Genomic DNA, 12,668 nt, shown 5'->3' on the forward strand with positions numbered 1-12,668 from the left:
TCGGCTGAAAGACAGCCGATAAAATTGGCGTGGCGGAAAATAGTATGGTTACAAGTCCCCAAACAAGCATACGATTTGGGCATGAGTTCGTTGGTCGATGTTGAAACATTTAAGGATATATTGAGCTTTCAATATAAATTGAATCCCAAAACATTATACAAAGATTGTATAAAGGCTATTGAGTATTATCTAAGTAATGATGATTTTCTGGATGAATGAAATCAATCTTATGAAAAAGTTATTGTATTTGCTTGTCATGCTATTGATATTGGCGGCATGTAACCCAAAAGTTGAATTGACCAGTGCCGGAATGTACCCGAACTATCAAGTGGGTGAAATAGTAAATCTTATTCCGGTGGATTCTCTGACTTATGGGGACGTAATCGCATATCATTCATACATTCCCGGCTTTCAGGAAAGGGCATTTAAACGAATTGTCGGACTACCGGGCGATACTGTCCGCTTTCAGGATCAGCAATGTATCGTGAACGGCAAAAAGTGTGAATGGGTATTCATACGGAAACTTTTCTATGAAGAAGATGAATGTGAAGAGTATTGCGAAAGTCTGCCCAATGGCATGAAGGTGAACATCTGTAAAAGCGTTGTACCCATAGATTCGGCAACGGCTACCACGACTGCGGTTGTCGTCCCGGCGGGCAGCTACTTCGTTGCGGGGGATTACAGGGGCGGCTCGATTGACAGCCGTTCGCAAGGATGCGTAGCTGCGGATTCAATTATCGGGAAAGGTGTAAAAAGAAAGTAAGTACAGGGCTTTAGTTCCGATTTATTATGCTGAATACAATGAATATAAGAATCATTTCATTTATCTGTGCAGGATTGGTCGCAGCAAGTTGCGTGTCCTCACTCTGTTTCTATGATTATTTTGCCAACGATGGCACTACCAGCAATCCCATCTATTGGATTTTCGACTTTTTTCAGTTATCCATACTGCTGGGACAAGCCGGAATAGGCGTTTATACTATCAATGTGCTCCTACGGCAGAGGAAAGAAGCCATTTCTTCTCTAGGATATTTTGCGGCTCACGTATTTCTGCAAAATATAACTCCCTTGCTCCAAGCATGGTCTGCGGCTGTCATTACGGAATATCCGCAATGGTTGCTGATGAGTCAGGTCGGTTTTAGCATTGTTCTTTTTCTTACTTTGCTAATCATCCAACCTGCATCTTTATTCAAAAAGTCGGAATATATCCCCTGGCTGTTGATGGCTGCATTTTATATCAACTGCGTATATACGGCACTTACCGTCATCGGTTTAATTATTACCCTGTAATGATTGCATATAAACAGAATCCAGCACAGCACCTTCCCAATGAATAGCAGGCGGGTATTGTTTCCAACCTCTTTCCGGTGGGGACAGTACCCATGTGGGGACAAACTCGTCCCCCAAAGCCTTATTGTATTCAGGGTTGCTGACGGCATACCTCACTATGATGCGCAAAGGATTGCTGACACCCAAAAATTTGGGATATGTCGTTGTAGTATTATATTTCACCCCATCCACATAAAAACCGAACTGGCGTACCTTATGTCCCCCTTTAATGACACCCGACACTTTTTCATAAGTGGCTAAAGTGTATCGATTGCCTTCTGCCAACGCACGGGCTTTATGTATGCTATTGTACCATGTCCAGCCGGAACCTGACATTGCGAAAAGATATAAAAGGTAAATGGATAACGAAGTCTTTTTCCCATCCGTAGCCCACTGCTTTTTCAATAGCGAGCCTACTATCATAACAAAAGCCCCCACCCCTAACAGGGAGACACAAACCAAAACCGGAATATTCATGTACTCTATCATACTGTTTTAGAATATTCTTTTCTTCAAATAATATACCCATAAATCAATAGCTTTGCCGATAACGACACCAAAAACACTAAGTGCCAACGCTATGTAAGCTGCAACAATGAACGGTTGTTCGTCTATCCACTTATTGACAAGTACGGACATCCGGGAAAAGACACCACCCGCAACAGTCAGAACGATGGTCAGGGCAATATGTATCTCCACCAGCTTATCCTGTCTGTTTGAATCTATTTCGTCATCTTTTAAATACCTGACAAGCCACAGGCACGGAACAAACAGAAACAACATGAAAAATGCAATAATTACCATTTCTTCCCCGGAGATTTCATGCAATCCTCTGCCGAAAAAGCGAAAACCGAATATTATTGCTATACAGGAAGTTATCATTTATGCCACTATTTTTAGTTTGTATTCTTAATCGTACATTCTTTCTCAATAGCCTGACAATTCGTTTCCCGGCTATCCTAATTCTTACCACCGAAAGCGCATCTACGAAGAATAGAATTGTATCGGCTTTGTTACTAATAACTCCTGATTCATATAGGATTCTTTAGTTTACAAAGTTACGGATATGACAGGAAAAAGGCAAATTTAAATCAAGAAAAGATAATAAACACGCGGATATACGATATTGATAACAATAACAAACAGCACTTCAATCTACAAAGCAAGCATCCGGAGATACCTGTATCGTTTCAATAGAGATCAACAATTAGACTGATAGGTACTTTCAACTAATCTTTTTTCATACATTGTGTTTTAAGTAAGGTAATCGGAAGACTGTGAATCAATGGAGCATTCCTGCAGTGTTGAAGTAAGTCTTCCTTGACCTTAAGTTGATAAAAAGAGGTAGAACAGGCCGGATTCGAACCAGCAATATCCACCGTTAAGAAGTAAGCCCCGGTTGACCTCATTTCAGATAATCCCGAAGCTACTGTCCTACCTCTATATTTGTTTTTTGGGGAGCAGGCCGGAGTCGAACCGACGACCGTCTCTACCCACTGAGCTACTGCCTCTTTACGAAACAGGAAAACAGATAATCGTACTGGTAATGTTCTACCTTAAAGAGTGTGTTGAAGTAACCCGTACTTGACCTGTTTTCTTATTTCTTCGACAAAGATAGGCGTAGTGGTGCGCAACCTTTTTGCGTAACTCAAACTTTTTTGCTGTTTTCTCGAAAAAACAGTAAAAAATGAATAAACAAGACTTATTTTGTAAAAATACAGAAGAAATACGAAGACATATAGGTGATAACTCAACAGTTTTCCTACTTTTGTGTATAGTAGAGACATTACTCTCTCCCAACAATAAACACACAATATTATGAAAAGAGCATTTATTTATAAAGATGAGAAATCTCATAAATTTTGGTGGATTGATTATAGTGGCTGTGATTTTGCTGTAAATTATGATAAGTTCGACAGTATCGGTAAATTTGAAATCAAAGACTTCGATACAGAAGAAGAATGCCTGAAACAAGCAGAGAAACTTATTCACTCGAAAAAGAAAAAAGGATATGTAGAAGACGCCAACTTCGACTTCATGCACAGATTTTATATTGATTCCGAAGAATATGGTTTGCACCCCAAAACTTCTCATCCCCGATTTACCGAACACTTCACGGAAGAACTCTATTATGATTGCGTAGACGAAGAAGCACCTTTTGGTAGCGATGAGGGAAGTGATACGTTAGATTCTCTTGAAGAAACGATCAGAAAAAATCCCAAACTCAACTTTCTTGATTTTCCCAAGTATCTGATAGAACACGACTGGGGCATGGAATATATTCCTGTTGAAAGTCTTGACCCCGAAGTGGTTAAAAAACTAGCTTCAAAGAAAGAAATGGATATGACACAAAGCGACATGGTGACTTACGCTACTGCCTTTGGACAAATAAAAATCACTGGGCGTCTCTCACCCAAATTACAAGAACAGGGAGTTAAAGCTATCAAAAGATTAGCTTTACTTTGGGGAAATGGGGTGACCGAGATTCAAAGCAGAATGATTGATGACTTACTTTCATTTCCTATTGATAAGGACTGATAATATGAAACTAATAGGTAGTAAATATATGAGAATAATAGAGATTAGGAACTACACTATGAGGTGTGGTTATTAACGCATTAGCAACAATCAAATCATTATCGTTATTATGGATATAGAAAGAATACTTAAAACAAGAGAAAATGCAATATACTACGGCATTGGTGAATACCAAAAAGACTGCTTTGGTTGGGTTGGTGGAAATGCTCCAGCTTGTTTTGATGATAAGTATTTATCGGACAAAGATAATCTCTATTTTTATCTAACATTTCAAAACCCTTTAAATCCCAACAAGCAAATATCTATTTTCACTCCGGAATTTGATGTTGCATTGGAATATAACACATATCCCGATTGTAAATTGTTGTTGGTTGAACATGAATTAAGTAGTCAAAGCAAAAGTGATAGATATAAACACCCCGAAATAGATGAAATTTATTCAATATACGAAATGAGTACAGAAAAAGATATGCCTGAAAAAAATTGTGCAATCAAATTTGGGGGTAATGTAATGCCTATTCAATGGGGATTAGATAATGATGGTAAAGTGGTTAAAGATGGAAATAGCTTCATTTTTCAAATCAACGAAATTTGCATAAAAGATATTTCTGTTTTCATGGCTGGCTGTATATATGTTTATGGAAAAATTGAAGGTAATAAAGTCACAAATCCATTTGTGGCATACTGGGAATATTCCTAATAACGATAAATTGATTAATTATTTCAAATAGGTTGCTAACAACGAAAGATAGCATCTGACGATGCTCCTTTCTAACCATTATAAGCAATAGAAAAACGGAAACAATATGATAAAATACATTTCGGGAGATATATTACAGAGTAAAGATGAGTACATAGCACAAGGTGTAGCTGTTGGCTCACAAGAAGGATTAGGAACTGGGCTTGCCTTTAAGCTGTCAAGTCAATTCCCTGAAATCCAAAAACTCTTTAAGAAGTACACACGAAACACTAAGTTCCAGGCTGGCAATGTGTTTATAGGAGAAATCAAAGGTTTCTCTCCGGGTATAATCTACATCGCTACACAACCCGATATGTATCATGCGGAACTCACATATCTGAATAAAGGTTTGAAACGCTTGAAAAAAGTGTGCGAAAGCAGAGGTATCAAAACCGTGTCGCTACCGAAAATAGGTGCAGGGCTGGGTAAGTTAGATTGGAATAGTGAGGTCAAACCTTTGCTTGAAAGTATTTTATCAGATTGTGAAACGGTATTCAATGTATATGAAGATTACAAGATTGAATACGAAATTTAGCTTACAACATACACCTGTCCTGCCTAACGGCGGCAAGCTGCAAACCATTATCAGCATAAAACATTAATACAAAAAAGAATGTTGATAATGAAATAGGAAATAAAAGAATTAATTGATTTTTGGCTGTAATTTATCTATATAGCTATGTCACCTATTATTAATAACAATTGCCACATGATATGGAACAAAAGAAATTAACTGAATTATCATTAGACGAGCTTTGGCAATTATTCCCCATAACCCTGACTGCACACCAAGACTATTGGACAGATTGGTATAAGGAAGAAGCGGAGTTGCTGAAAGAGAGACTTCCCTGTATTGAACGTATTAGCCATATAGGTAGCACAGCAATTAAAGAAATTTGGGCAAAGCCTACCATAGATATACTTGTGGAAATCCCAAGAGAAGAAAAAGTCGTCAATTTGAAAGGTACAATTGAAAGATGCGGCTATATCTGCATGGCAGAGAACGACAGTCGCATTGATTTCAATAAAGGTTATACATTACAAGGATTTGCTGAACGGGTATTTCATCTACACTTATGTTATGAGGGAGATAATGATGAATTGTATTTCAGAGATTATCTTCAAGCAAATACAGCTATTGCGAAAGAATATGAACGGCTTAAACTTGATTTATGGAAACAATATGAACATGACAGAAATATGTACACTTCCCACAAAGGTGATTTCGTAAAACAATATACACAGAAAGGGAAACTGCTTTTTACAGGCAGATACGACAATAAGTAATAAAAAAACTCTTCATAAATGTAAATCCCCAATAGATATAAGCTTAAGTTAGTATAACACGATGCAGGCATCCGGAGATACCTGCATCGTCTCAATAGAGATCAACGATTTGCCTTGCGGTTCTTCACTTCTTCCACGAGTTTGGTAAATGATTTTTCTTTTTTGCGTTTCTCATGTTCGGAAGCAGAAAAGTGCCACGCTTCCCGGCGAAGTTTCAGATAGCTCGCATAAACTTTATAATCTAATACACCACTGTTGACTGCTTCTAAAACAGCACAGCCCGGTTCGTTGATATGTTTGCAATCTTTAAAGCGACACAATTCAGCATAGTCAGAGATTTCCAACACTTCGGCAAGAGAATCGGGATTGTCAATGGCCAAGCCAAATTCACGGACGCCCGGAGTGTCGATTAAAACACCCGAACTGTCCATCAATACCATTTCACGACGGGTCGAAGTATGACGGCCTTTTCCTGTGGACAGGCTTATATCAGATGTGAGCAATACCGGCTTTTCACAAAGAGCATTCACCAAAGAGCTTTTCCCGACACCCGAAGAACCGACAAACACAACCGTTTCGCCTTCCGATATGGACTTCCGTAACCGGACAATTGTTTCGAGCTGATGAATACTCGTGAAAAATACGGGTATCTGACTGGAGATATGTTTTATTTGTTCCTCAACACTCTGTCTGTCAAAATCTAAATCGGCTTTATTAAGAACCAATACAGAGCTGATATTTTCCTCCATTATCTGAACCATAAAGCGTTCTACCCTGCGAACATTGAAATTATCATCAAGGCTCTGCACAATAAATGCCTTATCGACATAAGAAGCAATGGCCTGCTTATCAGCAACCGTGCCACTTTTCTTGCGATACAATGTCCGCTCACGAGGCAACCTATCAACTATAATCCCTTTATGTTCATCGAACGGTTGAAAAATGACCCAATCACCTGTACAAGGTAATTCATCATCCGATTTTCCATACATCATATTTCCCGTGAGTTCACACTGAAACAATCCGTTTCCGGAAATTACCTCGTAGCAAGTACGATGTACAATAGAGACACGCCCATGAGCAAGGGTACTATATATTGATTCTTGTTTTAGCTGATTGAGTTTCTCATTCCAACCATAAATAGTTAGGTTATCGTCGGATTTGTGAATTGTTTGATTTTCGTTATTCATGATCTTAATATATAGAGCGCACACGTTGAAAAGCATAACAATGCTTTTCACACCATTGTACACAAGTTAAAAATTGAATTTATAAAAACATAGAAAACACCCTCGAATGGAATCATCCGAGAGCAAACGAAAGGACAACCTGTGTCAGAAACACAGATTGTTTATCAAACCAAATCCGATTTATTATTTTTAGTCATGCCACAAAGATAGGCATTTTTTATTTGATGGCAAAACGGGCAGTCATTTCATATCTCAACTTGATGACACGGTACTGTTCGGTAGCAGCCGTCCCCATGCTGACATTGCTCTGTGCCTGAAAAGGAAGATAACGGCTTATATTATTATCAACAGGTTCTACAATACGGATCACTTCACCCAATTCCTGTCCCATCGCTTCCACCAAGTAAGATGCTTTTTCACGGGCAGCTTTCAATGCTTCAATCTTACCTTGCTTCCGATACATTGGCAAATCCTTATGCTTCAATTCTCCGATGCGCATGGACTCAATTCCCCATGTGTTAACAGAACGGATAATGGAATTAATCTGCTCAAAATCGGTCAACTGGATATCCAATTGCTTACCTATCAGAAATTCCTTTCCTCTCTGGCGCCAATAATCCCCTATTTCCTGTGTACGGATAGCATCATCCGCTATTCCGATTTTGCGCAAACTCCGACGCAAATCCTTTTCAATCATAGCCAATGGCACTTTCGTCCGAAAATCTTCTTCTTTATTAGATTTACCTGTGTACTCTTCCTGCCAATACTCCTTAATCTGAATCAGAAAATGTATTTCATCCGGAACGACTTCAATCTCCGAAGAACCTGTCACTTCAATATATTTCCCATCACTTTCTTGAGCATTGACAACCATACTCCATGCAAACAAAACAAAAGCTAATAAAAATACCTTTTTCATATCTTTGATTTTATAGTACAACCTCATTTACAGCATCCGAATGATTATATCACAAAGCTATTAAAAAAAACTGTAAAATCGATCTTATCCCCAAATATCAATCAAGCTTTTTCGATCTATCAAAATTATATCTCCATTCTTTACCTTACACTTTGGAGACGTCTTACCAGAAAGCAAAGAAATATTTCCTTCTTCAAACAAATGCTTCAACCGGGTAGTGGAAAGAGAAAAACACCTTTTTATCAATGATAATAATTTCAGGTTCAATTCAAAATCACATTCGATCCGAATACTTATTATCGCGTTGTTCATATTCATAATATCTTCGAAGGAGATATTACTTATCACCTCATATTCAACGCTATCGTAGTCTATTTGAAGCTTGTTCTTACTTGCCATTCCGGCTGAAAAAGCATACTGCCAGGCCACTTCTCTATCATTCATAGAAAAGCTATGAAACAGTTTTTTATCAATCAAGTCCGGTTTGGTGCGTGACAGCAAAGTTATATTACAAGTGTTATCGCACTTCACGCACCTGTAAATCAGCCAGACATCAATGTTCTTTTTCTGTGCATTCATCCTGAACTTATCACTGCAATAAAAGCGGTCACTCTCACAGTGGCTGCATTTCTTAATCAATAAAGGAGTATTCTTCACCTTTATCTCCCATGTAAATGTTGTTTCCATAATTATACAAAAGCTATTATCTTTCTTTGTGAATCAAATCTTTTTCACCGCAAAGTTGGATATTAGCCATTTGTATAATTCACAAGATGTCACAAGACGACATGAAATTTATTTGTCCAGCTCATCCATCATCTTTATAATTTTATCTTTCAACTTATCAAGAAACTGCGTCCGACTCTTCTTCCGGTTTCTGATTTCCAGGAATATGCGATAAAAGTCTCCAATCTCAATATTGAAAAGAGTCTCGCAGCAGAAGGCTATGTCTTTTAAACTGGTATTTCCATTGTTAAAGCATTTGCCCGCATACAGGGCATAGATAAACTCAACCAAAGCGACCTTGCTGTCCGTCCACTGCAATAGCCGGTTTTCTACCATTGAAGTGAATTTCAAATGAAGTTCCTCTGATAATATCTCTATTTGAGCAGACAGGTATTCCGCTAAACGATTGTTGGCTATGATTTCAGCCACACTTGAATCATGCAGGGTAGTGAAAGAAGAATCCCTGTCCAGCAACCCGAAACGGGTGTCTGCCAGAATATCATAGTTTCCTCTGACAAAATATTGTTCGTCGAGTTCCGTCCTGCCGGTACGGTAATAATCATAGAAAGAATTATTCAGGAAGTATTTTTTCAAGTTCTCCAGTTCCGACTTCAGATATTTGCATTGGGAAGACGGAGATTCGCCGATACGCTTCTTTTCAATCTGATACAAGCGGACATAAAACATCAACAGCCCGGAAATCTGTGGTTTCCAGGTCTTAAAGAAAAGAATTTCTTCTTTCGGATTCGGGAATTGGTATTCGGCAACGGCGGATTTCAACAGAATAAGAGACATCTGTATGACATCAATAATCTGCTTAATCTTATCTAGTGGGGCAATCGGCTGTCGCTCAATTCTTTCAATCTCTTTTTCTATATTCTGCTTACTATTTCTTACGAAATTTTCCATTCGTTTTCATATCGCATACGTTTCGAGAAACCATGCAGTAAATAATAAAAATAACAAAATGAAAAACCGGTTCGAGTGGAATTACTCAAACGAAAGAAATTAGCCTGTGGTTCGTGAGGCTAATATTAAGCCAGAACAAATTTAAGAGTTGCGCCCAAAATAGTTACTTTTTGATTTCAAAGGCAAATATAATCGTTTTTTATGATTATATGACGTTTTGGTGAAATTTAAAGAACAAGGTATCCGAAAAAGCACAAAAATAGTATCTTTGCCTGCGATTTATTCACAAAGATGTGATAAAGCTATTTTTAATCATTTAATAATAAAGACTATGATTAGATTAAATGTTTTCGTCCGCGTAAGCGAGACAAACCGCGAAAAAGCGATTGAGGCAGCTAAAGAACTGACTGCTTGTTCTTTGAAGGAAGAAGGATGCATTGCTTATGATACTTTCGAAAGCAGTACCCGTCACGACGTTTTCATGATTTGTGAAACATGGCAGAATGCTGAAGTATTGGCAGCTCACGAGAAATCTTCTCATTTCAGCAAGTACGTAGGTATCATTCAGGAATTAGCTGAAATGAAACTGGAGAAGTTCGAATTCTAAATGAAACACGAAAAATAGATATACTATCTATCCAACTATCATCAAAAAGAGAGAGACATTCTTCTTCGAAAGGAAAGAATGTTTCTCTCTTATTATTTCCAGATCGCACGGGAATAGGACTGTATAAAGTGATTAGTCCAGCTTCTTATGAATAAATGTCCCTTCAATCCAATAAGTTGCGTGATTCGATTCAAATTTCAGCAGCACATAGCCCGGATCGGTAGGACCTCCAGGAAAATGTTCGATAAACCAGTCCTGCCAAAGTTCTTGTTTCATCTTCTCGTCGGTTACCACTTCCACCGTTCCCGTCAAGGCTACGCTGTCTCCCTTATCCTGAAAGCATAATCCGGCTTTCGGGTTCTTACGAAAGTCGATAGTCTTTAATGAGTCCGCTCCGGTAGACATCCAAATAGTAGAAATTCCGTCTGTTGCAATCTTACTCATCGGCACAGGACGGGGATATCCCTCTTTATTTACAGAAGCAAGCACTACCACTTCACACCTCTGCAACAACTCGGTTGCTTTCTCTTTCATTGTTTTTGTTGACATAATCTTATTGGATTTATATTACAATTGCAAAGATAACGGCATGAAGTTCTTTTCTATTGTAAAAAATCGACTTTTACCAGCCTACTTTCCAGGTTCGATATAGGTCAGTGTCGTATCTTCCGGCACAGTAAGTGAAAGAAATGACGTAGGAGTACTGCCCGACAATGATTTCACTTCTTTCGAGAAATGCGCTAAATCGTAATATCCCGCATTAATCGCCGTAGTCAACAGATTGGAAGGTGCGGTATTCCTTAACAATTCTACAGCATTCTTGAATTTGATAATGCGACTGTACTCTTTAGGAGTGTATCCGGTGTAATGCTTGAACTTCCGTTCGAAATGGCGCTGGCACAAACAAACTTCGTCCATCAGGCTGCGGACAGAACGTTTGCCACCGGACTGGTTAATCATATTTACCGCCATAGCGACATGGGAATCGGCAGATTGATAATGACGGGCCAAATACGCCAGCAGGTATCCTTCCACCAGTTGTATCCTTCCTTCTATATGCTCCTGTTCGCATAGTCTTTCAACAAAAGTATCATCAAAAACAGCCCTCATCTCCCTTGTACTGATTCTGCTGTTCACAAATTCATGCAAAGGCAACTTTGTGAAGCAGGACAACCCGCAAGGCAGAAAGCGGATACCAAACATATGAATGGATTCGGCGTAAGTGACCAATTCGGAGAATTTTGTCATCGGCCCTACAAAGTAAGAACGATACGGCTGCATAATCAGGCTCTCCTTCTCCACTGCTTCAGCTACTTCTCCCAGCGTAAAAATAAAATCAGTACACCCATCCGGCAGGATATGGATACGCATACCATATTCCGGAGTACCTTTCAATTCCCAGTAATTATCAACATAGGGAGCAAGCAAATGGGAGGGCTGATATTCTGTGTACATTGATTTGTTTTGCGGACAAATATAGTGAAAATAAATTCTAATTCACAATACGCCCGTTTGCCTTTGCCTTTTGAAGCCATTCAGGGACAATTTCTTTGAGAAATTTATCTTTGTCCGCCTTTTCAACAGCCATATCCAAACCAATATATTGCTGTGCTTTTTCTTTCGTTGTGATATCCGGAAGCGGTACATTATCTGTAACCCCAAACAAGAAAGGTATTTCACTGAAAACATCCATTTTTATTAAAATCAATAAATTTCCCGGTTATCAATCCTATTTCTATATTTTGCATGACCCTTTTTTGTATTATCTTTGTTTCTCTAAAACAAGGAAATAAATGAGGAACTTTGCAGCCATCGACTTTGAAACAGCCAATGGTAAACGTACAAGTGTTTGTAGTGTAGGTGTTGTCATTGTAAAAGACGGTAAGATCGTGAATAAAATCTATCGTCTCATTCGTCCTGCTCCTAATTATTATACGCAATGGACAACGGCTATCCACGGATTAACTTACGACGATACGATGGAAGCCGAAGATTTTCCTGATGTATGGGCTGAAATCAAACCATTGATAGATGGATTGCCACTTGTTGCACACAATAGTCCTTTTGATGAAGGTTGTCTTCGGGCAGTTCACGAATTGTATGACATGACTTATCCTAATTACAAATTTTATTGTACCTGCCGTACTTCCAGAAAAGTTTTCGGAAAAGATCTGCCCAATCATCAATTGCATACGGTAGCAGAACGGTGCGGATATAATTTAGAGAATCACCACCACGCACTTGCTGACGCAGAAGCTTGTGCACAAATAGCTTTGCTTATTATCCCCGATCCTCCCAAACCGAAGAAAGCAAAAAAAGCCGATAAAGATACGCATGTTGGAGACTTATTCGCCTCACTTATCCCTCAACAAGTGAAAAAGAATAAATAAAAAACACTACAACTATTATCACGATCAATAATAG

16 protein-coding genes, 1 tRNA gene and 2 pseudogenes are annotated in these 12,668 nt (G+C 38.6%); 9 read left to right on the forward strand and 10 right to left on the reverse strand.

What is annotated here, in order from left to right:
• The 3 genes and pseudogenes from DW862_RS14595 to DW862_RS14605 all read left to right on the forward strand — a co-directional run.
• Positions 1 to 219, forward strand: a pseudogene (locus DW862_RS14595) (hypothetical protein); the annotation flags it as partial.
• A 10-nt stretch (positions 220 to 229) separates the two neighbouring features.
• Positions 230 to 763: a signal peptidase I gene (gene lepB, locus DW862_RS14600; RefSeq protein WP_049703322.1), complete on the forward strand. Its 534-nt coding sequence runs from the start codon at positions 230 to 232 to the stop codon at positions 761 to 763.
• A gap of 38 nt (positions 764 to 801) precedes the next feature.
• Positions 802 to 1,290 (forward strand): hypothetical protein, encoded by a 489-nt coding sequence (locus DW862_RS14605; RefSeq protein WP_049703321.1) that lies wholly within the window; start codon positions 802 to 804, stop codon positions 1,288 to 1,290.
• Here DW862_RS14605 and DW862_RS14610 read toward each other — a convergent pair.
• From DW862_RS14610 to DW862_RS25965, 3 genes are all read right to left on the reverse strand, one after another.
• A complete protein-coding gene (locus DW862_RS14610) occupies positions 1,273 to 1,818 on the reverse strand; it encodes a hypothetical protein (RefSeq protein ID WP_049702482.1) in 546 nt (181 codons plus the stop codon). The two genes, DW862_RS14605 and DW862_RS14610, sit on opposite strands and share 18 nt — an antisense overlap.
• Positions 1,819 to 1,824: 6 nt before the next feature.
• Positions 1,825 to 2,211, reverse strand: a complete 387-nt coding sequence (locus DW862_RS14615; RefSeq protein ID WP_008643529.1) for a hypothetical protein — start codon at positions 2,209 to 2,211, stop codon at positions 1,825 to 1,827.
• A 572-nt stretch (positions 2,212 to 2,783) separates the two neighbouring features.
• Positions 2,784 to 2,840, reverse strand: a tRNA-OTHER gene (locus DW862_RS25965).
• Between the two features lie 307 nt (positions 2,841 to 3,147).
• Here DW862_RS25965 and DW862_RS14625 point away from each other — a divergent pair.
• The 4 genes from DW862_RS14625 to DW862_RS14640 all read left to right on the forward strand — a co-directional run bounded on the left by DW862_RS14625 (position 3,148) and on the right by DW862_RS14640 (position 5,893).
• Positions 3,148 to 3,867, forward strand: a complete 720-nt coding sequence (locus DW862_RS14625) for a WGR domain-containing protein (protein ID WP_120068992.1) — start codon at positions 3,148 to 3,150, stop codon at positions 3,865 to 3,867.
• A 109-nt stretch (positions 3,868 to 3,976) separates the two neighbouring features.
• On the forward strand, positions 3,977 to 4,567 hold the full coding sequence (locus DW862_RS14630) for a hypothetical protein (RefSeq protein ID WP_008025597.1): 591 nt from the start codon (positions 3,977 to 3,979) through the stop codon (positions 4,565 to 4,567).
• Positions 4,568 to 4,673: 106 nt separating this feature from the next.
• The gene (locus tag DW862_RS14635; RefSeq protein WP_008025599.1) at positions 4,674 to 5,141 is read left to right on the forward strand and encodes a macro domain-containing protein; all 468 of its coding nucleotides are present in this window, start codon (positions 4,674 to 4,676) and stop codon (positions 5,139 to 5,141) included.
• A gap of 179 nt (positions 5,142 to 5,320) precedes the next feature.
• Complete coding sequence (locus tag DW862_RS14640) at positions 5,321 to 5,893, forward strand: GrpB family protein (protein ID WP_009039877.1); 573 nt, start codon at positions 5,321 to 5,323, stop codon at positions 5,891 to 5,893.
• Positions 5,894 to 5,994: 101 nt separating this feature from the next.
• Here the strand turns inward: DW862_RS14640 and rsgA are convergent, their stop codons facing one another.
• The 4 genes from rsgA to DW862_RS14660 form a co-directional block, all read right to left on the reverse strand.
• Complete coding sequence (gene rsgA, locus DW862_RS14645) at positions 5,995 to 7,083, reverse strand: ribosome small subunit-dependent GTPase A (protein WP_015532927.1); 1,089 nt, start codon at positions 7,081 to 7,083, stop codon at positions 5,995 to 5,997.
• A gap of 217 nt (positions 7,084 to 7,300) precedes the next feature.
• The gene (locus tag DW862_RS14650) at positions 7,301 to 8,002 is read right to left on the reverse strand and encodes an SIMPL domain-containing protein (RefSeq protein WP_008025605.1); all 702 of its coding nucleotides are present in this window, start codon (positions 8,000 to 8,002) and stop codon (positions 7,301 to 7,303) included.
• Between the two features lie 84 nt (positions 8,003 to 8,086).
• Entirely contained in the window at positions 8,087 to 8,689 is a 603-nt protein-coding gene (locus DW862_RS14655) for a DUF1062 domain-containing protein (RefSeq protein WP_120068996.1), read from the reverse strand.
• A 108-nt stretch (positions 8,690 to 8,797) separates the two neighbouring features.
• On the reverse strand, positions 8,798 to 9,637 hold the full coding sequence (locus DW862_RS14660) for an RteC domain-containing protein (RefSeq protein ID WP_004313342.1): 840 nt from the start codon (positions 9,635 to 9,637) through the stop codon (positions 8,798 to 8,800).
• A gap of 331 nt (positions 9,638 to 9,968) precedes the next feature.
• Between DW862_RS14660 and DW862_RS14665 the strand changes: the two genes are divergently transcribed.
• The gene (locus DW862_RS14665; protein ID WP_004313343.1) at positions 9,969 to 10,244 is read left to right on the forward strand and encodes a putative quinol monooxygenase; all 276 of its coding nucleotides are present in this window, start codon (positions 9,969 to 9,971) and stop codon (positions 10,242 to 10,244) included.
• Positions 10,245 to 10,376: 132 nt separating this feature from the next.
• Here the strand turns inward: DW862_RS14665 and DW862_RS14670 are convergent, their stop codons facing one another.
• The 3 genes and pseudogenes from DW862_RS14670 to DW862_RS14680 all read right to left on the reverse strand — a co-directional run.
• Positions 10,377 to 10,793 (reverse strand): pyridoxamine 5'-phosphate oxidase family protein, encoded by a 417-nt coding sequence (locus DW862_RS14670; protein ID WP_008025611.1) that lies wholly within the window; start codon positions 10,791 to 10,793, stop codon positions 10,377 to 10,379.
• Positions 10,794 to 10,874: 81 nt separating this feature from the next.
• A complete protein-coding gene (locus DW862_RS14675) occupies positions 10,875 to 11,699 on the reverse strand; it encodes a helix-turn-helix transcriptional regulator (RefSeq protein WP_008019640.1) in 825 nt (274 codons plus the stop codon).
• Between the two features lie 37 nt (positions 11,700 to 11,736).
• Positions 11,737 to 11,904, reverse strand: a pseudogene (locus tag DW862_RS14680) (ammonia-forming cytochrome c nitrite reductase subunit c552); the annotation flags it as partial.
• 133 nt (positions 11,905 to 12,037) lie between these two features.
• Between DW862_RS14680 and DW862_RS14685 the strand changes: the two are divergent.
• Positions 12,038 to 12,634 (forward strand): 3'-5' exonuclease, encoded by a 597-nt coding sequence (locus DW862_RS14685; RefSeq protein WP_004313349.1) that lies wholly within the window; start codon positions 12,038 to 12,040, stop codon positions 12,632 to 12,634.
• The last annotated feature ends 34 nt before the right edge of the window (positions 12,635 to 12,668 follow it).

The organism is Bacteroides sp. AM37-9, assembly GCF_003603455.1.
Lineage (GTDB): Bacteria > Bacteroidota > Bacteroidia > Bacteroidales > Bacteroidaceae > Bacteroides > Bacteroides xylanisolvens.